This is a genomic window from Halomonas sp. RT37 (assembly GCF_040070525.1).
Taxonomy (GTDB): Bacteria; Pseudomonadota; Gammaproteobacteria; order Pseudomonadales; family Halomonadaceae; genus Halomonas; species Halomonas litopenaei.
The window spans coordinates 3,237,324-3,258,423 of the sequence record NZ_CP098827.1; the positions used below are offsets into that span (position 1 = coordinate 3,237,324).

Annotated in this window: 27 protein-coding genes; 21 read left to right on the forward strand and 6 right to left on the reverse strand. The window is 61.0% G+C overall.

The features are described from left to right. Positions 1–5 precede the first annotated feature (5 nt). The 6 genes from NFG58_RS14100 to NFG58_RS14125 are packed head-to-tail and all read left to right on the forward strand — an operon-like array spanning position 6 to position 4,514. Entirely contained in the window at positions 6–557 is a 552-nt protein-coding gene (locus NFG58_RS14100) for a phage baseplate assembly protein V (protein WP_287165183.1), read from the forward strand. Continuing rightward, a complete protein-coding gene (locus tag NFG58_RS14105) occupies positions 557–919 on the forward strand; it encodes a GPW/gp25 family protein (RefSeq protein ID WP_348826787.1) in 363 nt (120 codons plus the stop codon). The genes NFG58_RS14100 and NFG58_RS14105 overlap by 1 nt, the downstream gene beginning before the upstream one ends. Next, entirely contained in the window at positions 916–1,827 is a 912-nt protein-coding gene (locus tag NFG58_RS14110) for a baseplate assembly protein (protein ID WP_348826788.1), read from the forward strand. Before NFG58_RS14105 ends, NFG58_RS14110 begins: the two co-directional genes overlap by 4 nt. Continuing rightward, positions 1,820–2,449: a phage tail protein I gene (locus NFG58_RS14115; RefSeq protein WP_348826789.1), complete on the forward strand. Its 630-nt coding sequence runs from the start codon at positions 1,820–1,822 to the stop codon at positions 2,447–2,449. The genes NFG58_RS14110 and NFG58_RS14115 overlap by 8 nt, the downstream gene beginning before the upstream one ends. A 15-nt stretch (positions 2,450–2,464) precedes the next feature. Beyond that, positions 2,465–3,949, forward strand: a complete 1,485-nt coding sequence (locus tag NFG58_RS14120; RefSeq protein ID WP_348826790.1) for a phage tail protein — start codon at positions 2,465–2,467, stop codon at positions 3,947–3,949. Positions 3,950–3,959: 10 nt separating this feature from the next. Further along, entirely contained in the window at positions 3,960–4,514 is a 555-nt protein-coding gene (locus NFG58_RS14125; RefSeq protein WP_348826791.1) for a hypothetical protein, read from the forward strand. 16 nt (positions 4,515–4,530) lie between these two features. Here NFG58_RS14125 and NFG58_RS14130 read toward each other — a convergent pair whose 3' ends face one another. Next, a complete protein-coding gene (locus tag NFG58_RS14130) occupies positions 4,531–5,163 on the reverse strand; it encodes a hypothetical protein (protein WP_348826792.1) in 633 nt (210 codons plus the stop codon). Positions 5,164–5,327: 164 nt separating this feature from the next. Here NFG58_RS14130 and NFG58_RS14135 point away from each other — a divergent pair, with 164 nt between their 5' ends. From NFG58_RS14135 to NFG58_RS14165, 7 genes are all read left to right on the forward strand, one after another. Next, the gene (locus NFG58_RS14135; protein WP_348826793.1) at positions 5,328–6,503 is read left to right on the forward strand and encodes a phage tail sheath protein; all 1,176 of its coding nucleotides are present in this window, start codon (positions 5,328–5,330) and stop codon (positions 6,501–6,503) included. 40 nt (positions 6,504–6,543) lie between these two features. Next, positions 6,544–7,053 carry a phage major tail tube protein gene (locus NFG58_RS14140; RefSeq protein WP_348826794.1) on the forward strand — a complete coding sequence of 170 codons (510 nt, stop codon included), beginning with the start codon at positions 6,544–6,546 and terminating at the stop codon, positions 7,051–7,053. 88 nt (positions 7,054–7,141) lie between these two features. Further along, on the forward strand, positions 7,142–7,450 hold the full coding sequence (locus NFG58_RS14145; protein WP_348826795.1) for a phage tail assembly protein: 309 nt from the start codon (positions 7,142–7,144) through the stop codon (positions 7,448–7,450). 26 nt (positions 7,451–7,476) lie between these two features. Continuing rightward, on the forward strand, positions 7,477–7,596 hold the full coding sequence (locus NFG58_RS14150; RefSeq protein WP_348826796.1) for a GpE family phage tail protein: 120 nt from the start codon (positions 7,477–7,479) through the stop codon (positions 7,594–7,596). Positions 7,597–7,608: 12 nt separating this feature from the next. Continuing rightward, positions 7,609–10,239 carry a phage tail tape measure protein gene (locus NFG58_RS14155; protein ID WP_348826797.1) on the forward strand — a complete coding sequence of 877 codons (2,631 nt, stop codon included), beginning with the start codon at positions 7,609–7,611 and terminating at the stop codon, positions 10,237–10,239. Positions 10,240–10,766: 527 nt separating this feature from the next. Continuing rightward, a complete protein-coding gene (locus NFG58_RS14160; RefSeq protein WP_348828139.1) occupies positions 10,767–11,192 on the forward strand; it encodes a phage tail protein in 426 nt (141 codons plus the stop codon). Then, a complete protein-coding gene (locus tag NFG58_RS14165) occupies positions 11,189–12,205 on the forward strand; it encodes a phage late control D family protein (RefSeq protein ID WP_348826798.1) in 1,017 nt (338 codons plus the stop codon). The genes NFG58_RS14160 and NFG58_RS14165 overlap by 4 nt, the downstream gene beginning before the upstream one ends. Before the next feature lie 3 nt (positions 12,206–12,208). Here NFG58_RS14165 and NFG58_RS14170 read toward each other — a convergent pair whose 3' ends face one another. The 5 genes from NFG58_RS14170 to NFG58_RS14190 form a co-directional block, all read right to left on the reverse strand. Then, positions 12,209–13,471: a hypothetical protein gene (locus NFG58_RS14170; protein ID WP_348826799.1), complete on the reverse strand. Its 1,263-nt coding sequence runs from the start codon at positions 13,469–13,471 to the stop codon at positions 12,209–12,211. Next, a complete protein-coding gene (locus tag NFG58_RS14175) occupies positions 13,471–14,574 on the reverse strand; it encodes a nucleoid-associated protein (RefSeq protein WP_348826800.1) in 1,104 nt (367 codons plus the stop codon). Before NFG58_RS14175 ends, NFG58_RS14170 begins: the two co-directional genes overlap by 1 nt. A gap of 53 nt (positions 14,575–14,627) precedes the next feature. After that, positions 14,628–14,993: a S24 family peptidase gene (locus NFG58_RS14180; RefSeq protein ID WP_348826801.1), complete on the reverse strand. Its 366-nt coding sequence runs from the start codon at positions 14,991–14,993 to the stop codon at positions 14,628–14,630. A gap of 7 nt (positions 14,994–15,000) precedes the next feature. After that, the gene (locus NFG58_RS14185; RefSeq protein ID WP_348826802.1) at positions 15,001–15,336 is read right to left on the reverse strand and encodes a hypothetical protein; all 336 of its coding nucleotides are present in this window, start codon (positions 15,334–15,336) and stop codon (positions 15,001–15,003) included. 89 nt (positions 15,337–15,425) lie between these two features. Continuing rightward, positions 15,426–15,869: a S24 family peptidase gene (locus tag NFG58_RS14190; RefSeq protein WP_260425321.1), complete on the reverse strand. Its 444-nt coding sequence runs from the start codon at positions 15,867–15,869 to the stop codon at positions 15,426–15,428. A 339-nt stretch (positions 15,870–16,208) separates the two neighbouring features. On the opposite strand from NFG58_RS14190, the gene NFG58_RS14195 reads away from it, so the two are divergent. From NFG58_RS14195 to NFG58_RS14230, 8 genes are read left to right on the forward strand one after another with little or no spacing between them, the layout of a single operon-like run. Next, the gene (locus tag NFG58_RS14195) at positions 16,209–16,436 is read left to right on the forward strand and encodes a DNA-binding protein (protein WP_124804075.1); all 228 of its coding nucleotides are present in this window, start codon (positions 16,209–16,211) and stop codon (positions 16,434–16,436) included. A gap of 39 nt (positions 16,437–16,475) precedes the next feature. Further along, the gene (locus NFG58_RS14200) at positions 16,476–16,679 is read left to right on the forward strand and encodes a hypothetical protein (RefSeq protein ID WP_124804077.1); all 204 of its coding nucleotides are present in this window, start codon (positions 16,476–16,478) and stop codon (positions 16,677–16,679) included. 39 nt (positions 16,680–16,718) lie between these two features. Beyond that, on the forward strand, positions 16,719–16,919 hold the full coding sequence (locus NFG58_RS14205; RefSeq protein ID WP_124804079.1) for a hypothetical protein: 201 nt from the start codon (positions 16,719–16,721) through the stop codon (positions 16,917–16,919). Between the two features lie 2 nt (positions 16,920–16,921). After that, on the forward strand, positions 16,922–17,191 hold the full coding sequence (locus tag NFG58_RS14210) for an ogr/Delta-like zinc finger family protein (RefSeq protein ID WP_348826803.1): 270 nt from the start codon (positions 16,922–16,924) through the stop codon (positions 17,189–17,191). Positions 17,192–17,229: 38 nt separating this feature from the next. Continuing rightward, the gene (locus NFG58_RS14215; protein WP_348826804.1) at positions 17,230–17,613 is read left to right on the forward strand and encodes a hypothetical protein; all 384 of its coding nucleotides are present in this window, start codon (positions 17,230–17,232) and stop codon (positions 17,611–17,613) included. 58 nt (positions 17,614–17,671) lie between these two features. Continuing rightward, positions 17,672–20,353, forward strand: a complete 2,682-nt coding sequence (locus NFG58_RS14220; RefSeq protein ID WP_348826805.1) for a toprim domain-containing protein — start codon at positions 17,672–17,674, stop codon at positions 20,351–20,353. Positions 20,354–20,375: 22 nt separating this feature from the next. Continuing rightward, entirely contained in the window at positions 20,376–20,702 is a 327-nt protein-coding gene (locus NFG58_RS14225) for a hypothetical protein (RefSeq protein ID WP_348826806.1), read from the forward strand. Then, a complete protein-coding gene (locus NFG58_RS14230; protein WP_348826807.1) occupies positions 20,699–21,097 on the forward strand; it encodes a hypothetical protein in 399 nt (132 codons plus the stop codon). The genes NFG58_RS14225 and NFG58_RS14230 overlap by 4 nt, the downstream gene beginning before the upstream one ends. Positions 21,098–21,100: the final 3 nt, after the last annotated feature.

Here is a 21,100-nt window from a genome sequence, read left to right on the forward strand (position 1 = left end):
CGGGCATGAACCTCGTCGAACTGCTGCGCCTCATCCACAACCTGATCCGCCTGGGCACCATCGCCGAGGTGGATCATGCCCGTGCCCGGGTGCGCGTCCAGTCCGGGGAGCTGCTGACCAACTGGCTGCCCTGGATCGAGGCACGCGCCGGTACCACCCGCGACTGGGACCCGCCCACCCAAGGCGAGCAGGTCGTGGTGTTCTCCCCCGGTGGCGACCCCGCCGCCGGCTTCGTGATCAGCGGGCTGTTCTCCGACGCCCACCCGGCGCCGGCGGATAGCGCAGACCTGTGGCGGCGGCTGTTTCCCGACCAGGCGCTGTTCGAGTACGACCACGCGGCCAGCCGACTGCGCATCAACCTACCCGGCTCCATCGAGATCAGCGCCCCCGGCGGCACCGCCTGGGTCGGCGACATCAACCACCAGGGCGCCATGAGTCGCGAGGGAGCCTACGACCAGCAGGGCGGCAGCCTGACCCACAACGGCAAGAACGTCGGCCACGACCACGCCCACAAGGGCGTCGTCGCCGGCAACAGCAACACCAAGGGGCCCGTGTGATGCCTGGAATGAACGCCAGCAGCGGCCGTGCCATCGAGGGCATCGCCCATATCCAGCAGTCGGTGCGCGACATCCTGACCACGCCGCTCGGCTCGCGTGTCATGCGCCGCGACTATGGCTCGCTGCTGCCCGAACTGATCGACCAGCCGCTGCACGGAGCCACCGCCCTGCGCGCCTACTCGGCCACCGTCGTCGCGCTGATGAAGTGGGAGCCGCGGATCCGCGTGCAACGCATCACCCGCCTGGCGCCCGCGGACCGCCCCGGCACCCTGGTGCTTGAGATGACCGCTCGGCGCACCGACACCGATGAGCCCATCGAGCTGAGCGTGCCCCTGGGCAGCGCCGCCGGAGGCCTGACATGAGCAGCCCGATCGATCTCTCCCGCCTGCCGGCGCCCGATGTCGTCGAGGCCCTGGACTTCGAAGCAGTCCTCGCCGAGCGCAAGGCCGCCCTCGTCGCCCTCTATCCCGCCGACGAGCAGGACGACATCGCCGCCCTGCTCCAGCTCGAATCCGAGCCGCTGACCAAGCTCTGCGAGGAGAACGCCTATCGCGAGCTGCACTGGCGTCAGCGGGTCAACGAGGCGGCGAAGGCCGTCATGCTCGCCCATGCCCGCGACGGCGACCTCGACCAGCTGGCCGCCAACTACAACGTCGAGCGCCTTACCATCGCCCCCGGTGATCCCTCGGCCGTGCCGCCGGTACCGCCGACCCTGGAATCTGACGAGGATCTCCGCCTGCGTGCCCAGCGCGCCTTCGAGGGGCTCAGCGTGGCCGGCCCGCGCGGTGCCTATGTCTTCCATGCCCTGAGTGCCGATGGCCGGGTGGCCGATGCTACGGCGATCTCGCCTTCCCCCTGCGAAGCCCTGGTCACCGTACTTTCCCGGCTGGGCGATGGCTCCGCCGACCAGGACCTAATCGATACCGTGACGGCCGCGCTCTCCGCCGAGGACGTGCGACCGGTCGGCGATCGCCTCACGGTGCAATCGGCAAGCATCGTCGCGTACAGCGTCGTGGCAGTGCTCTACCTCTATCCCGGTCCGGAGCAGGAGCCGATCCTCGCCGCCGCCCAGGCCGCCCTGGATGCCTACGTCTCCACCCAGCGCCGCCTCGGCCGCGACATTCGCCTGAGCGCGGTCTACGCCGCTCTGCACGTTGAGGGCGTCCAGCGCGTGGAGCTTGTGAGCCCCACGGCGGACGTGGTGCTGGACGAAACCCAGGCCGCCCACTGCACCGGTACCAACGTCTCGATCGGGGGCAGCGATGAGTGACGACAGCCGCCCACTCCTGCCGCCCAACGGCACGCCCTTGGAGCGCGCCGCAGCCGAGGCCCTGGCCGAGATCCAGCGGGTTCCGGTCCCTCTGCGACAACTGTGGAATCCGGCAACCTGTCCCGCTCACCTGCTGCCCTACCTCGCCTGGGCCTTTAGCGTGGACCGCTGGGACACCAGCTGGTCGGACGCCACCAAGCGCGGCGTCATCAGCGCGGCGTTCTACGTCCACCAGCGAAAAGGGACGATCTCGGCGCTGCGCCGGGTCGTCGAGCCCCTCGGCTATCTGCTCGACGTCGAGGAGTGGTGGGAAACATCGCCCGAAGGCACCCCCGGCACCTTCGCGCTGCGCATCGGCGTCCTCGATACCGGCATCACCGATGGCATGTACACCGAACTGACCCGCCTGGTCGACGACGCCAAGCCACTCACCCGCCATATCACGGGCCTCGACCTGCTCGGCGAAAGCCGTGGCCACCTCTACCTCGGCAGCGCGGTATACGACGGCGAAGTCACCACCGTCTACCCCTATGCCGCTCCCGAGGCCCAGAGCGCCGGGCCGATCTACATCGGCGCCGGCCTCGACGTACTTGACACCACCACCGTCTACCCGTCCCCCTGACAGCCAGGAGAGCCAATGCCCAGCTTCTACACCCTGCCCACGGCCCTCGGCGAGGCGAAGATCGCCAACGCCATCGCCCTGGGTACCCAGGTCAACATCAGCGAGCTCGCCGTCGGTGACGGCGGTGGCAGCCTGCCCACGCCCGACAGCGACCGAACCGCCCTGGTCAACGAGCTACGCCGGGCGCCGATCAACCGCATCGAGGTGGACGACGAGAACCCCAACTGGATCGTCGTCGAGCAGATCTTACCCCCCGACGTAGGCGGCTGGACGGTCCGCGAGCTTGGCCTGCTGGATGACGACGGCAACCTGATCGCTTACGGCAACTATCCCGAGACCTACAAGCCGGTGCTCAGCGAAGGCAGCGGCCGCACCCAGACCATCCGCTTCGTGATGCAGGTCTCGGACACCGCGGCGGTGACGCTGAAGGTGGATCCGTCTGTCGTGCTTGCCACTCGCCAGTATGTGGACGATGCCGACCATGCACACGCCGAGAGTCGAAACCATCCGGCAGCCACTGAATCAGCCCAAGGGATGATTCAGCGCGCAACCAGCGTCCAGGCTTTGGCCGGTTCCGACAACAGCCGAGCGATGACACCAGCGCGTGTTCACGAGGCATTCCTTCAGTTCGGCTTGGGCGAGGTAAAAGTCAGTAGTAATTGGGATTCAATCAACAAGACGGGGTTTTACACCAACCAGTCGAGTGGGCAGCAGGAAACGCCGCTTGCCGTAGATTCACTAAACGTTATCCATATTGAGTCCGGTGATAACGCGACTCAAACGTGTTTCAGGTCAAGGAGCGATGGTGTCCAATCTTGGATTAGGGCCAGGTCTCAATCTGTATGGGGTCCGTGGGTCGAGATCTTTCATAGCGGCAACTTGAAGGCCGCCACAGATGAGATTAAAGGCATTGTCGAATTAGCGACATCACAGGAAACCATTGCTGGGTCTGACATACATCGAGCAGTTCATTCCGCCGGCACAAAGGCGGCTATTGATGATCGTGTAGCTAATCAAGAAATGGTCGACTCTGGAAGCAATGATGCCAAGTTCGTCACGCCGAAGAAGCTGAAGGCATGGGCGGGCTCTTGGGTCAAGCAGGCCTCGGAAACCGTGACTGGGATGCTGAAGGTGGCAACGCAGGCTGAGGCCGATGCCGGAACTGACGACAGTGTCGCCGTGACGCCGAAAAAATTGCGATGGGGAGTTTCTTATAGTCTTGGAAAAACCGGGTATTTGGTGCTCCCTAGCTGGTTAGGCGGGGTTATCCTCCAGTGGAAAGAAGGTGGGGCATCAGTACAAGAGACCTCTTTTTCAGACACATTCCCCATCGCTTTCCCGAATAACTTCTGGGTAGCAACAGTGACAGACCTGTCTGTCACAGACTCAACCAACTCGTCCTCACCGAAGACATTTGAATATATCTCAAAGACACAGTATAGGGTCTGGCAAACAACGTCGGCTCCGACTCAGCATTACTTAATCGCTATTGGCAACTGAGAGGTAGGTCATGTTCTATAGTGCTCAAGAAGATTGCTTCTATCCAAACGACTTGAGATCAGTGTATGAAGCAAATGGCGATTGGCCAGCAGATGCAGTGCAAGTCACTGCCCAGGAATGGAAGACCTATGGGAAGGGCATTCCACCTGAAGGCATGAGAAGAGCAGGTGACCCTCAAGGGCACCCTACTTGGGTAATCCTCCCGGACAAGTCACTGACCGAGGTTGCCGGCCAAGCCATCGCCCGCATCAACGCCGGCTACCAGCTGCAAATGGGGCAGATCCTGAATGAGTATCCTCAGGCGGAAACGCTGACCTTCGACAAGCAGGAGCGCGAGGCTCGCCAGTGGCAGGCGGACAACAGCGTGGCCACGCCATATATCGACGCTATGCTTGCTGAGCGTCCCCTCGACAAGGCTGAGCTCGTGGCTCGGATCCTCGATAAGGCCGACGCCTTCACATCGGCCAGTGGTAAGGCCACCGGCAAACGCCAGCGACTCGAGGACGAAATTCGGGCTGCGTTTATTGATGAAGACCGAGGTAAACTCGAAAGCATAAGCTGGTAACTACTTAGCTAAGCCATCAGCGTTTTGGCCGGCTGTAGTCGGCCAGAACACTTTGGTGTTTGATCAATGCTTGCTTTGCACCTGGTTCGAAACTTTTGAGATCAGACCAATACAACGCATAAACGCGAAACGTGCAAAAAGCGGTAGAGTGATGGTTAAGAACAAAGTCGGAAAAAAAACCTTCCCCAAGCCTGTCTTTCGTCGGGTGAGCATAGTACTTATCACGTATCTTCTTTAGAGACATCGAGAAACCAGGAGAAAAAACAATCTGGCTATCCAAGTACGGGCTTTCATCTCGAACGGCATTCATACCGCATTCTTCGATGTGATTTAGAATCTGCTTAGTGGCTATTTGTCGATGTCTTTTCCCAAGTTTCTCTTTGTTTTCAATAGCAACTCTTTTCGCCAACTCATCTTCTGGGAAATTTACGCCTAGTCTTCTCTCTATCGAGACGCACAGTTTCAATATCTCGTATAGATGAGCAGCCCATGCTATGTAACGATCAACCGCTATAAATCCATCCAGGCTACCCTCCTTTTCACCATCTACGATGTACTTCTCCTGGTGATGAAAAAAAGATTCGAGAGCCAAACGGCACTTGGTCGCCTCCTGATTAAGAAGGCCATAATGACTAGAAAAATCGGGCATGCAGTACTCCAAAGTCTCGTTTACCTTGTTCGATTCTAGGTTGTGCGGTGTGAATCCCGCCACTTACACCCGTCGCCGCTTACCCCTGCACTCCCTGCGCCGCACGATACCAGCGTGATTTCACGTTTCCGCTGAACCGTACCAAGCCCTGCGCAGGAGCCCACATGGCAACCGACTATCACCATGGTGTGCGCGTCATCGAGATCAACGAAGGCACGCGCCAGATCCGTACCGTCAGCACGGCGGTGATCGGCCTCGTCGCCACCGCCGATGATGCTGACGCCACCTTCTTCCCCCTGGACACCCCGGTGCTGGTCACCGACGTCTACGAGGCGCTCGGCAAGGCCGGCACCACCGGCACCCTGGCCCGCTCCCTCGATGCCATCGCCGACCAGGCCAAGCCGCTGATCGTGGTGGTGCGCGTCGCCGAGGGCGTAGACGAGGCCGAGACCAAGACCAACGTCATCGGTGGCGTCGACGCGATCACCGGCAAGAAGACCGGCATGAAGGCGCTGCTCTCGGCCCAGCAGTCCTTCGGCATCAAGCCGCGCATCCTCGGCGTGCCCGAGCTCGACGATGCCGACGTGGCCGCCGAGCTGATCGGCGTGGCCCAGCAGCTGCGGGCCTTCGCCTACGTCAGCGCCTTCGGCTGTGCCACCGTCGACGAGGTGGTGATGTACCGCGAGAACTTCGGCGCCCGCGAGGTGATGGTCATCTGGCCCGAATTCACCGGCTTCGATACCACCGCCGGCGAGACCGTCGAGCTCTCCGCCGTGGCCCGGGCCCTCGGCCTGCGCGCCCAGTTGGACGAAACCGTGGGCTGGCACAAGACGCTGTCGAACGTGCCGGTAAACGGCGTCAGCGGCTTGTCGAAGGAGGTCTATTGGGACCTGCAGAATCCGGCGACCGATGCCGGTGTGCTCAACGCCGCCGACGTCACCACCCTGATCAACCAGGGCGGCTTCCGCTTCTGGGGCTCGCGTACCTGCGATACCGATGGCCTTTTCCCCTTCGAGAACTATACCCGCACCGCCCAGGTGGTGGCCGACACCATGGCCGAGGCTCACCTGTGGGCCGTCGACAAGCCGATGCACGCCTCGCTGGTGAAGGACATCATCGAGGGCATCAACGCCAAGTTCCGCGAGTGGAAGGCACTTGGCTACATCATCGACGGCAACGCCTGGTTCAACGAGCAGGCCAACAGCGAGACCACCCTCAAGGCCGGCAAGTTGTACATCGACTACGACTACACCCCCGTGCCGCCTCTCGAAAACCTCATGTTCCAGCAGCGCATCACCGACCAGTACCTGGTCGACTTCGCCGCACGGATCAACGGCTAACCACCGGTTCAGCACCGGGAACCCATAGGAGGCGCCAACGATGGCACTGCCCAAGAAACTCAAGGACCTGAACCTGTTCGGCAATGGTGACAACTGGCAAGGCCTGGTCGACACCCTGACCCTGCCCGCCCTGGCGCGCAAGATGGAGGAATGGCGCGGCGGCGGCATGGATGCCCCGGTCGATATCGACCTGGGCATGGAGAAGCTCACCTTCGAATGGACCATCGGCGGCCTGGTGCCGGCGATCTTCGACAATTTCGGCACCAACCGACTCGACGCCGACCTGTTGCGCTTCGAGGGCTTCTACGAGCGCGACGACGTGGGCCAGACCTCCGCCGTCACCGTGGTGGTGCGTGGCCGCCACCAGCAGATCGCCATGGGCGACGCCAAGGCCGGCGACAACACCGCCCACCAGATCACCACCACCTGCAGCTACTACAAGCTCGAGATCGACGGCGCCACCGTCATCGAGATCGACGTGCCGGGCCTGGTGTTCAAGGTCAACGGCGAGGACCGCTATGCCGAGCGCCGCAAGGCGCTTGGCCTGTAAAGGCATGTCTCTAAGCCCAAACCCACATGAGCGCGCCGGCTGCAGCGGGCGCGCCGCCCATCACTCCCCCATTGCATAGGAAGACACCATGACCAAGGCACAGACCGCCCAGGCCATCAGCGAGACCATCACCCTCGACACGCCGATCGCACGCGGCGAGACCACCATCGACGAGATCATCGTGCGCAAGCCGACCTCCGGCGAGCTGCGTGGCGTGGCCCTGTCCGACGTGCTGCAGCTCCAGGTCGACGCCCTGGTGAAGATCACCCCGCGACTGTCCAGCCCGGCGCTGACCGAGCCCGAGATGCGCCACCTCGACCCTGCCGACCTGGTGCAGATCGGCGGAGTCATCGCCGGTTTTTTGCTGACGAAGCGGGCCAAGGGCGAGACCGTGTAAGTCTGCCTGAGCACGTCGAGGAGGCGATGGCGGACCTCGCCGTCACCTTCCACTGGACGCCGGCGGACTGCGCCGGCTTCTCCCTCACCGAACTGATGGAATGGCGCGATCGCGCCCGTCGCCGCACCCAGGGCGACGACGACTGACAGGAGCCGCCGGTGGCCAAACCGCTCAAACTCGAAGTGCTGCTGGGAGCGATCGACAAGGCCACCGGCCCGCTCAAGAAGATCACCGAAGGCAGCGGCAAGACCGCCCAGGCCCTGAAGGCCAGCCGGGACGAGCTGCGCACCCTGGAGCGCGCCCAGAAGGATCTGAGGGGCTTACGCCAGCTCAAGCAGCAATCACAACAGACCAGCACCGCGCTCGAGGACCAGCAACGCGAGATCCGCGAGCTCTCGCGGCAGATGGAACATGCCGAGGGCAGCACCCAGGCGCTGTCTCGCAAGCGGGACGCTGCCATCCGCCAGGCCCGCAAGCTGAAGGAGCGCTACGAAGGCGAACAGCAGCAGCTGCAGCGCCTCAAGACCGAGATCCGCGACACTCACGGCGTCACCGGCAAGCTCGCCGGTAGCGAGGAATCACTGGCGCGAAAGATTCGCGCGGCCAACGATCAGCTCGCTGCCCAGCAGCGCGAGCTCAGCGAGACGGCTCGCCGCCAACGCCAGGCGGCCGATGCCGCCAAACGCTACCAGCGAGCCACAGCCCGCGGCGGCAGCATCGCCGGCGCCGGGGCCACCGGCGCGGCCACCGGCGGCGTTGCGCTTACCGCCATGAGCGCTCAGGCACTCAGCAACCAGCGAGGCGGCGCGCGCCTGGCCGCGCAGTTCGGCGAGGGCATCGAGGCCGCCGAGCGCTATCGCGAGGTGATCACCGGTGTGTACCGCACCGGTCGCGGCGGTGGGCTCGAGGACGTGACGAACGCCGTGGGCGCCCTGGGCGCGGCCTTCGGGTCATTGGAGACACAATCCAGCGCCCAGCTACAGGCAATCACCGAGCGCGCCCTGACACTCTCGGACGCCTTCGGTATCGACGTGACCGAGGCCGCGCAGACGGCCGGCATCATGGTCCAGAACGGCCTGGCCAAGGACGCCACCGCCGCCTTCGACCTGATCACGCGAGGCTTCCAGGAAGTCTCGGTCGGCATGCGTGACGAGCTGCCGGAGGTCCTCCACGAGTACTCGACCAACTTCCGGGCCCTGGGGCTCGACGGTCAGCAGGCCATGAACCTTCTGGTGGCTGCCGCCGACCAGGGCAAGTTCGCCCTCGACAAGACCGGCGACGCCCTCAAGGAGTTCACCATCCGCGGCTCGGACATGAGCGACTCTACCCTCGAGGCCTACGAGGCAATCGGGCTGAACGCCGAGCAGATGGCCAACGCCATCGCCAGCGGCGGCGACCGAGCCCACCAGGCTCTGCTGACCACGGCTCGCAGCCTGCTCGACATCGAGGATCCCGCCAGGCGTGCCAACACCGCCATCGCGCTGTTCGGCACGCCGATCGAGGATCTCTCCGTCGATCAGATCCCGCAGTTCCTGCAGGCACTTTCCGGCACCGAGGACCGGCTGGGCCGAGTCGTCGGCGCGACCCGCGAGATGGGAGAGACCCTGGACAACAACGCCGGCGATGCCCTCAAGCGCATCCAGCGCGCCTTGTCGGGCGCCTTCATGGGGGTACTGAGCGACGCGCAGGACGAGATCATCGCGGTGAGCGACGCCGTGACCGGCTGGATCGAGGAAAATCCCGAGCTGGCCAGCACCCTCGCCAAGGCCGCCGCCGCCGTCGCGGCGCTGGTGGCCGTGGGCGGCACGCTGATGGTAGTGCTGGGCTCCATCCTCGGGCCCATTGCGGCCGTGCGCTACGCCCTCACCCTGCTCTCCCTCAACCCGGCGGCACTGACCATCATGGGCATCGTCGCCGCGGCAGCCGCCCTCGCCGCCGGCGCCTACCTGGTCTACCGGAACTGGGATAAGATCAGCGCCTGGTTCGGCCAGCGCTGGGACGACGTGAAGGCGGCATTCTCCGGCGGCATCAGCGAGATCATGCGACTGCTCGCCAACTGGTCACCGATCGGCCTGATCTACCGCGGCGTCACCGCCGGCCTCGAGGCGATGGGCATCGAAGTGCCGGCCAAGTTCACCACCCTGGGCGGCGCCATCATCGACGGCCTGGTAGGCGGCATCTCCGGCGGCCTCGGCCGGCTTGGCGACGCCATCGTGGGGATGGGCGAGAGCATCAAGAACTGGTTCAAGGACGCCCTGGGCATCAACTCGCCCTCGCGGGTGTTCGCTGGCTTCGGCTCCAACCTCCTCGAGGGCCTGGTCAACGGCATCGATGCCAGCTGGCAGACGCTCAAGGACGCCATCGGCAATACCGCCGATGCGGTGGTCGGCTGGTTCAAGGACAAGCTCGGGATCAACTCACCCTCCCGGGTGTTCGCCGAGCTGGGCGTGCACACCGTCGACGGCTTGAACGTGGGCCTCGATCGGCAACGCGACGAGCCAGCCAAGCGGGTACGCGACATCGCCCAGCGGGTCGCCCGGGCCGGGGCCGGCCTGGCCATCGGCAGCCTGGCAATGCCCGCCGCGGCGGATATCCCCATCGACCGTCGCCCGGCACTGTCCGCCCAGACACCGAGCGCCCAAACGGCCGGCGACAGCATCACTGTCAATATCTACGCGCCCCCCGGTGGCGACGAGCATGCGATCGCGAGAGCCGTAAGTCTCGAGCTAGATCGGAGGCAGCAGGAGAGGACTGCACGTCGCCGATCTTCGATGCGGGACCTTGATTAGCGGCAACGTTCTCTATTGTTGCCCTCTCGTCTGCACTATCCAGAGAGTTCCAAATGCCACGAACGAGGTTCCAAGCTACACCAAGCATTGAAATCAACAGCGCCATAAGAGGCCCAAATATCAGCGACTGCTTTATATCACCGTCACCCTTACCAGGGACGTCAAACTCGAGAGGTAAAACCTTGAACACCTGAACCATAGTCACCATTATCACTGCATAAAACGACGCCAATGCCATTGGGACATTAACTTCACCTTTCAATATCATAAAGCCAAAGAGTGCAGTAGCAGTTATAAGATACAGCTCGACACTGATACTTTTAACACCATTAACAAACTCAAGATCGCTCGCGGAAAAATTATTGGAAATAATAGTTAGAAGCAGTGCAAAAAAACCAAAAATGACAGGCACCTGAATGAAAAAACCAGCTACAAACTGCTCCTTCTTACTGACATGAACGGGTGGTCGCTGACGGCGCTTTTTAACTTTCTCGGCAATGGACTTTATCATGCTAATGGCACTCGGAATGTTCGTTTTTCAGACTCGTTCTATACCATACCAAGAACTACAACGATCTACTCAATGGCGACACGCCAGCCAGTCGCGGGTCGGTGATCGCCCGGCCTACCAGTTCGTGGGTCCCGGGGCCGACACCATCACCCTTTCCGGTACCCTGCTGCCGGAGTTCACCGGCGGCCGGCTCGACCTGGACGAGATCCGCGACATGGCCGACGAGGGCAAGGCCTGGCCACTGGTCGAAGGAACTGGCCGGCAGTATGGCCTGTGGGTCATCACCGGCGTCAACGAGACCTCGAGCACATTCTTCCGCGATGGTGCGGCCCAGAAGATCGAGTTCACCATCACCCTCGAGCACGTCGACGACCAGCGCACCGACCTGATCGGCAACTTCACCACCTACGGCATTGCTCGTTTCGCGGGGGCCTTCGTATGAGTGCATCCCGCAGCAACGCCACGCCCTACCGCTACCGGCGCCCTAGCTATCGCCTCACCCTCGCCGGTGAAGACATTACCCCGCGCCTGAATGGCCGACTGATCGATCTGCGCCTGCGCGAGCAACGCGGCCTCGAGGCGGACCAGCTGGACATCACCCTGGCCGACCACGATGGCGCCCTGGCGCTGCCCCGGCGTGGCGCTACGCTGCGCCTAGCCTTCGGATGGCAGGACGAAGGGCTGATCGACAAGGGCCTGTTCACGGTGGACGAGGTTCAGCACAGTGGCTCACCCGATCAGCTCACCCTGCGCGCGCGCTCGGCCGACATGCGTGGTGAACTGCCCGGCAAACGGACCTTCAGCTGGCACGACCTGACGCTGGAAGAGATCGTCGAGACCATCGCCAAACGCCATGGCCTGGATCCGGTGATCGGCCAGACCCTAGGCGGTATTCGCTTGGAGCACATCGACCAGACAGAGGAATCGGACCTCAACTTCCTGACGCGCCTCGGTGAGCGATTCGATGCTATCGCCGCGGTGAAGGCCGGGCGCATGCTGTTCACCCTCGCCGGCGAGGCGCTCACCGCCAGCGGACTGACGATGCCGGCAATCAGTTTGTCCCGGAGCGACGGCGACCAGCACCGCTACAGCATCACCGATCGCGACAGCTACACCGGCGTGAAGGCCTACTGGAACGACACCCAGGGGGCAGAGCGACGGATCGTCCTGGCGGGAAGCGATGACAATGCCAAGCAGCTGCGCCCGACCTATGCCAGCGAGACCAATGCGCTAACCGCCGCCCAGGCTGAGTGGCGGCGTCTACAACGCGGGCTGGCCGAGTTCGAGCTGACGCTGGCCACCGGGAGAGCGGACGTGCTGCCCGAGACACCGTTGGCGGTGCGCGGGTTCAAGCCGGAGATCGACGCGACGCCCTGGTTAGTCACTGAGGTAGAGCATTCACTTGCCTCAACTGGTCTACAAACCATTCTCAAAGCGGAGGTTATGAAGAGATAAAAATCAATGAACACTAAACATCGTGAAAAGTGAATTCTTAAAAACCCTCCAAATACCTGACACGCTAACCCCGTCACTCAAAATAACTTTATCCCCTTCAGGTAGGAAAGAATTAAAAATCATATGAGCGGCTACTAGACCAACTCCAACCAAGAACGCGAGGGTTATAAAAATAAACTTCTGCACATGTATCCGAAGTAACAAAGAAGCAAAAGCCCCATCAAACATTTCTTCAATTGTTGGATATTGTTCAGCGATCTTTCGTTTCTGGCGAGTAACCTCTAACTTTATAGCATTTATCGAGCACCATTGATTAAAAATCAGCGTCAGAACAATTATTGAAAACATCCAGCATCCAAAAAGAACACCTTGATTTATAAGCATTTGACTTTCACTTTCGCCTGCAGACTTCATTTGAGTCGCTACTATCACAGTTGCCACTGGAATGCTGAGAACCTGATTTTGAATACTAGAGAATATATCGTGAATTCTTTTAGTAAAATCTAGCTTCGCATCTTGCACTTTCCCCTTGACAAGCTCGTATGAAAAGCCAGAACAGAAAATCCTATAACCTTCTCTAGCATTGTCTTCAATATCAGAAAATCGCCTTAATATTAAAGAAAACCGTTCTTCCTTGGGCGCACCAGACACCAAAGAGATAACAGCAGAAGACATTATTTCTTTTTTCTGATCTTCGTGGACATCTCCTTCAAAAAATGAAGAAACAAAATCCTCATGAAAATTCAAACTATTTAAGTCTTTTGATGAATATACGATAGGTATAGAGACTTTCCCAGAATCAACAAACACCAACTCTTTTTTTTCTTTATCGAAATAAGCACAAGCTTTTTCAAGAGACTCAATAAAATCAAGCACCTGCCTATATTTCACTATTACATCTGGCGGGCTACTATCGTTCTTAGAAAACCCTTCGGACGCCAAAAAATAGTTATTTGGCTCCTGAATAACACCCAGTTTGAAAATATCATCGACAGTCCATGCCAAAATCCCTAAACCCGGCCTTGGCTGAGATACCCTTAACTCAATAACATCACCGACCTTAAGTTTTTCAGAGTCTCCCTTGCCAATAGTGACACCAGCATCTTCGTAATTCTCGTCACTTAGTATTACGGCCAGAAGGTCTACCTGGCGATTTTCTTCAAGAGTCAACTCGTAACGTTGCGATTGAGGCCCCTTACCTCTTCCATTTATATCCAGCATTTTATATAGCGCAATAAGGTCGTCAAATCTTACCTTTCGCATCATCAAGACCCCGAAATTTCTCGCCTGAGACTATCGATCAAGTGAGAGGGAACATCAGAAAGCTTTATACTATCATCTTCTAATAGCTGAATATTTCCTTCAGCAATAGCTTCCCTATCAAAGCTGAGGCTCCAATGTTGAGACTTACCCCGAAATTTCACTAAACCTAAGAGTCCTTTTTTATGTGGGACAAAACCATCGCTAATAGGCGTATCACTCTCAGCCAAGGCGCTCTTGAGAGCTTCGGGGTCTCTAGGCCAAACAACGTTAGAGAATTCCTCTAGATGCAATTCTAGACTTGAATCGGCCATTTCTCTACAGTAATTATCGACTTTTTTTAAAAAATCATCTCGCTGCTCATCTGATAGCGGCTTATCATCAATCTTTACAGACCATGCAAATTTCTCAACAACGCTGGTCAAAGACTGTGTATCACTTAAATTTGAAATTGAAGAGTCGCATGCCAAGAACCTTTTGAAATAATCTGCTACATCTCCAGTTCCCTTAAGAAAGCTTAAATAACGATCCTCGCTATTTTTCCAAGCAGTGACATTTATTTGACCAGCAAAGCGCAGCCCCTTCAGATTGAGAAATCCAACCTCTTCTAACTCGTCGCCTCTTTCTTCCTCTTCGTTAAGTGCAATCGCGTACTCGTCATTTATAATTGCCACTAAAAGATAGTCTTTCTTTGCGTGTGTAAACTGGGCTATAAAGACGTGCCCACCGGTGGCAGCACTTGACCTTCTGGCCTCAGCAGCCAAAGCATTCGCCATGTCTACGCTAAAAGATTTAAAATCAAGATCATTGTCAACAAAATATTTTTTTACATAAACTTGCGAACGATTTTCTTCGATCTTACCATTAAAAAAACCGAATGACTTAGAAGGCTTAGATGCATATGTTTCGTACAGTTGATCAACCAGCTTTTGAGCTAGTGTTGTTTTAGCCAATGGCTTTGACCTAGGCTTAATAGTGACATTTTCTTTTACGTGCTGACTTTTTTTCAGCTCATGTGTAATAAGATGATGCAACTCTGTCTTGGCAACATATTCATCGCCAGAACCACGAACCTTTTTTTCTTCAGCTTCTATCACAGTCGAACTCATAGAACACCCTGCAAATCAGTTTTTTTAGGTAATCAAAAGACATCAACAAAATGTCAGCCGTCCTGCTCAATCAAAGCGCTAACCCTAGCCCTGTGAATCACCACCCCACGGCAATCCGAGCGATAAGCAAACACCGACTCACTGGGTCGCACGGTCGGAATCAGCAGCAGTCGTCCACCCATGCGATGACACCGGAACACTCGAAGTGCATCCTCGGACTGAACGATGACCAGGTCGTCATGCTGTATCGGGCGAGACTCGTCAACGACCAATAGGTCGCCCTCGATGACGTCTCCCTCCACGCCGGCTTCATCGTGCACCTCAACGAGGTAGCGCATCGGCGAGAGCAAGTTGGCATCGAGCTCGATTGATTGCGGCAGAAACTCCGGCAGGGCCGGGCCTAGGTAGTGCACTCGCATGGCAACCTCAATCGAAGCTGAACGACTGGCGGTTGTCTGCGGCCTGGGTTTCCATATCGATACAGCCGCCCAGGGTGCTGTAGCTGCCAGAGCCAGTCACGGTTGCGACTTCTTCACACTGGCGCCTGACCCCGGCGGGGATCGAAGCCCATTCAGTCTTGAGGCGGTTGTAGGCGGCCTGCTCCATCTGGATGCAGCCGTTGTAGGTGACGTTGCTGAAGTCGCCGCCGATGCTGGCGACCATCTCGCACTGTGTCTCGACATCGAAGCGAGGAATCTCGTCGGCGATGGCGGCCATGGGAAGGCAACCCGCTAGCACTGTGGCTTGTAGTACACGCTTCATCCTTGTTCTCCCTACGTCTTCGCCCTCTTCACGGGGCCCGTTTTTGCGCGCATGCGCCGAAGCTACTCGGCGCCAATGTGATTGGACGTCTACGCGATCCTGCCGATGCGGATCTCGCAGCGCCCCAGGATCTCCACGTCGCGGAGCTGCTCCGGGCGGATCATTTCCGGCTGGTAGTGGGTGTTGTCGCTGATCAGGTAAAGGGCCCCGCCGGCCAGGCGCTGAACCCGCTTGATGCGACGCTCACCACTGACCAGCAGCAGGAACACCCCTTCCTGGCGCACATCCTGGTTGGCGCGGTCCACCAGCACCCAGTCGCCGTCCGAGAGCGTGCCCTCCATCGAGTCGCCGCGCACCTTGACCCCCGCCACCTGGGCGGCACAGAGCCCCAACGCTGATAGCTGAGCCTCGGGGAAGTACAGCGCTCCCTCGACACGTTCTTCTTCGAGTGAGCGGCCGTCGCCAGCGGCGCCCTCGACATCATAGAGCTTGACCTCTGCCAGCCCGGGAGCCGGTGCCGTGGCTGCCTCCACAGGAGCGCCGTCATTGACGCGAACGGCCTCGCGACCATCGAACGAACTATTATCGGTCGAACGAATACCTGTCACGAGATACTGAATATCGACGCCGACCTTGGCGATTTTCTCGAGATAAGCCGTATCTGGGTGCCTTTTACCCCTCTCATAGTTCGATTGAGCAAATTTCTTGACGCCCCCAACCTCCCCGAAAGCCTCTTGTGACAGGCCTAAGCGGGCTCTCTCTTCGCGTATCCGCTCACCTAAGTTGCTCGATTGCACACAGGCACCCTTGACAGTTGTCCATTCGAATACCATCATTCCATTAACAAACACGAACCCACACAGGTTAACACAATGGCCATTACCCGCGATCAGGCCCGTAAGGAGCTGGAACGACGCGGCATCAGCATCGCCGAGTTCAGCCGCTCACATGACCTCAACCCCAATCTGGTCAGCGACTTGCTAGCCGGTCGCAAGAGGGGCCTGCGCGGAGAGGCCCACCGTGCCGCCGTTCTCCTCGGTATCAAGGACGGCGTCATCGACGACGTCGAAGACTTCCCGCCCTCGGCGCCCAGTGAGTAACCCATTCCATTCCTGACCTGCTGCATAAGGACATCCGCCATGTACCAGGACCCAAAACGCGTTCGCTCCCGCTATGGAGCTATCAACCTCGACCAGTACGAAGCCCGACTCATCGACGCCCTGGTGGACTACACCGGCCTCGACAAGGCCGCCCTGCTCCGTCAGCTGGTGTTGAAAGAAGCGCTGGAGACGCTGGGCGTTGCCGACCTCGATACCCGCACTTTGCAACCGCGGGCGTCGTGAAGGCAGGCCTTTTTAAGGACCTCAAGGAGCACTGGATTTATGGCTGACGCCTCACTCCATGACGAACTGCGCCTTCCGATGGATGACGAGCTCGAAGCCGTGCTGGAACAGGTTCGAGTCCAGCAACACCTGGCAACCCTGGAAGAAGCCGCCGAATGGCTCGTGCGCCGCCGCTTGCGCAAGGGAACCCAGGGACTGACCGGGCGCGGGCGCGCCCTCTACCTCGCAGGGAGACGATAACTATGAGCATCCAACACCAGAACAAGCACCGCATTCCGTGCCCCCACTGCGGCAATACCGCGCGCATCCGCAAGAGCCAGGGCCTCACGCCGGTGTATCGCGAGGCGGTCATCGAGTGCCGCAACGAGGACTGTGGTTGGCGCGGCAAGCTGTCGATCGAGATCACCCACACCATCGCGCCGAGCGACATTCCGAACCCCACGGTGCGCCTGCCCCTGGTGCCCCGCCTGCGGGAACTCGCCCTGGCCCAGCCGGCCCTCGTCAACGCCTGACGCACGCTCGTCGACCCACGATCTACAGGAGACCGCTCATGACTTCCGTTACCGCTCTGCATCGCCCGCACCTGGACGCCCATAACCTCGCCGCCGCGCGGCTGTTCCGCGAGCGCTGGGAGAACCGCGTCACCGCCCTGGGCAACTGCATCGAACACTTGGTCGTCGACCATGAGATGACCGAGGAGGCCGCCGAGCTTACGGCCATCCAGGCCTATGCCGACCTCGAGGCCACCAACCAGCTGGCTCGCGTCGACATCGATGCCAGCACCTCCCACGTGGTGGTGCTGCGCACCGAAGGTGGTCGCCCGGTGATGTTCACCGTCACCGACCTGATGCGCATCCTCGCCCAGGCCCGCGAGGAGGAGCGCGCCGTGGTCGTCGATCGCGACCGGCGCCGCCCCGTGGTGCTCGAGTACTGAACCAGGTACCCGCCGTCCCTTCACCACGTTCTCCACCACGACATAAAGGAGGCACAGCGTGAATCCATCGCTGCGCCAGGACATCCTCGCGCGTTTGAAGCGCGACTACCGTGCCGAAGAGCGCGGCCCGTACCTGCAGAAGGTGCAATGCCCCGACTGCGGAAAGCGGGAGGCCTATATCGCCACCGAGGCGCCGTGGATGCTGAAGTGCGGGCGTGAGAACAACTGCGGCAGCCAGCTCCACGTCAAGGAGCTGTTTCCCGAGTTCTTCGCCTCCTGGTCTGAGCGCTACGCGCCCCGCCCCGATCAATCGCCCCACGAGACGCCGGCCAGCGCCACCCCGGTGGCGGATGGCTACCTGCGCGACGGCCGCGGCTTCGAGCTCGAGCGCATCCAAGGCTGGTACAGCCAGGAGAGCTACTGGAAGCCCAAGGTGGGCGGTAGCGCCACGGTGCGCTTCACCCTGTCCGGCGGTGCCTACTGGGAGCGGCTGCTCGACAATCCCGAACGCTTCGGCAAGCAGAAGGCCAACTTCGTCGGCCGGTACAAGGGCAACTGGTGGCAGCCGCCGACCCTGACGGCCGCCGACCTGGTCGAGGCCGGCGAGGTGTGGATCGTCGAGGGCATCTTCGACGCCATCGCCCTCTACCACCATGGGATCGCCGCGGTCTCGGCGATGAGCTGCACCAACTACCCGGATTCTGCACTCAAGGCCTTAGCCGATGCCGCCCATGCCGCCGGTACCGCGCGCCCCACCCTGGTGTGGGCGCTGGACGGCAACCGTGCCGGTCAGAACGCCACCCTCAAGCACGTCCAGCGGGCCCGGGCGGCAGGCTGGGAGTGCCGCGCCGCACAGATCCCCGGCGGCGGCCGCCACGACTGGAACGACTGCCACCAGCGCGACGAGCTCACCGAGCAGCACCGCGAGACCTCCCGCTACCACGGTGCCCTGCTGCTGGCTGCCTCGGCCATGGCCAAGGCGCTGATCATCTACAAGCGCACCGAGCGCCGAGAGTTCTGGTTCGAGTACAAGCGCCAGGTGTGGTGGTGGAAGCTCGACGTCGATGCCTTCGATCGCGCGGTGCGCGCCGAGGGCGAGGACGGCGGCGACCAGCAGAGTCTCAACCCAGCGATCCGCGACGCGGCCCTCGAGCAGGCCGGCAACGTCAAGCGCATCTGCACCTGCTTCCCCACGGCGCTGTACTACCAGGCCAACGCCATCACCGACGAGAGCTGGTACTACTACCGCGTCGAGTTTCCCGACGGCCGTGCCCCGGTGAAGAACACCTTCAGCGGCGGCCAGCTGGCCAGTGCCTCCGAGTACAAGAAGCGCCTGCTCGGCGTGGCCCCGGGCGCGGTGTGGACCGGCACGAGCCAGCAGCTCGACACCCTGCTCCAGGACCAGATCGGCAACATCAAGACCGTCGAGACCATCGACTACATCGGCTACAGCAAGGAGCACGGCGCCTATGTGTTCGGCGACCTGGCCGTGGCCGGCGGCAAGCTGGTGCGCATCAACAGCGAGGATTATTTCGAGCTCGGCCCACGCAAGCAGCTCAAGACCCTGAGCCAGTCGGTGACGCTGCACCTCAATCCGGACCGCGAGGCCTACCAGACCGGCTGGACGAACCAGCTGCTCGGCGCCTTCGGCAGCAAGGGCGTGGTGGCCCTAGCCTACTGGCTGGGCAGCCTGCTCGCCGAGCAGATCCGCGCCGAGATGGGCTCGTTTCCCTTCCTCGAGATCGTCGGCGAGGCCGGCGCCGGCAAGTCCACGCTGATCGAGTTCCTGTGGAAGCTGGTCGGTCGCCGGGACTACGAGGGCTTCGATCCGTCCAAGGCCACCATGCCGGCACGCAGCCGGAACTTCGCCCAGGTCTCGAACCTGCCGGTGGTGCTGATCGAGTCGGACCGCGAGCAAGAGGGCGGCGCCAAGCAGAAGCAGTTCGACTGGGACGAGCTCAAGACCGCCTTCAACGGCCGCTCGATCCGCGCCCGGGGCGTGAAGAACAGCGGCAACGACACCTACGAGCCCCCCTTTCGCGGCTCGATCGTGATCAGCCAGAACGCCGCCGTGCAGGCCGGCGAGGCGATCCAGACCCGCATCTGCCACCTGCATTTCACTCGCGAGGGGCAGAACCGCCAGACCAAGGAGCTCGCCGAGGCCCTGGAGAAGGCCGAGCTCGAGCACGTCAGCCAGTTCGCCCTGGACGTGGCCCAACGCGAGGCCGAGCTGCTCACGCTGATCAACGAGCGCGCCAGAAACTACGCCGAGCGCCTCGCCGAGGACCCGGACGTCAAAGTGCTGCGCATTGCCAAGTGCCACGGCCAACTCGCCGCCCTGGTCGAGTGCCTGGGCCCCGATGGCCTCGGCCTGTTCAACACCCAGACGATCGATGTGGCCGCCGGCCATGTCTGGCAGATGGCCCGGGAACGCCAGCAAGCGATCAACGCCGATCACCCGCTCGTGGCCGAGTTCTGGGAGGCCGTCGACTACCTCGAGGGACTCAGGGCCGAGCCAATGCTCGATCACTACGGCGGCGAGGGCGATCTGATCGCCATCAACCTCAAGGACTTCGAGCGGGCCTGCGGTGAATACAAGCTCCGGGTGCCCGAACTGCGCGAGCTCAAGCGTTACCTCAAGGCCAGCAAGACCCGCAAGTTCGTCGACGCCAACCGCACCGTGCGCTCCCGCATCCGCCTCAACAGCGCGAGCGTGAAGTGCTGGGTGTTCCAGGCATAGCAGGTAGAGAAAGGAGGCCCATATGCAGCGCACCTACTCACTCGACCAGGCCGCCGGCCTGCTGAACATCGGCCGCAACACCCTGGCCCGCCGCCTACGCGAGGCCGGCGTGCTGGGCGCCGACAATCTGCCCGCCGGTCGCTACCGCGGCAACACCCGCCTGGTGTTGGTGGCCACTGGCACCTACTGGCACCCCATCTGCGGCTGGACCCACTACGGCCGCACCGAACTCACCGATGCCGGACTCGACCACGTGGCCGACAGGCTCGGCATCGCCATCGATCACCTGCCCGCGCATCACGCCCACCGGGCAGCACAACAACCGCACCACGCAAGGAGCGCACTATGAACCGCGAAACCCGCATGCCCAAGCTCACCGAGCGCCTGAGCGAGCGAAACCGTCAGGCTCTGGAAGCCATGCACGCCGCCGAGGGCGATGCCGATCAGCGGCTGGCCAGGGTCGAGAAGCTTCGCCCTACGGCACTGCTGCGGCTCGTCGCCGTCGCCCAGGGCGACAGCGGTCAGAGCCACCACTGCCGCCGGATCCTGCTCGCCATCTACAACGGCCCCGAATGGCCCCTCGAGCTCACCCGGCTGCGAGTGATCGACCGCGACCTCCAGGACGCCGCCCTGGTCGTCATCGAGTGGGCCACATACACCGGCCGCGAGCTGCACGAGTATCTGGACGATGGAGACCGCCTGATGCAGCGCTTCTGGCTGATCGAAACCGGCGGGGAGGGCTGAGCC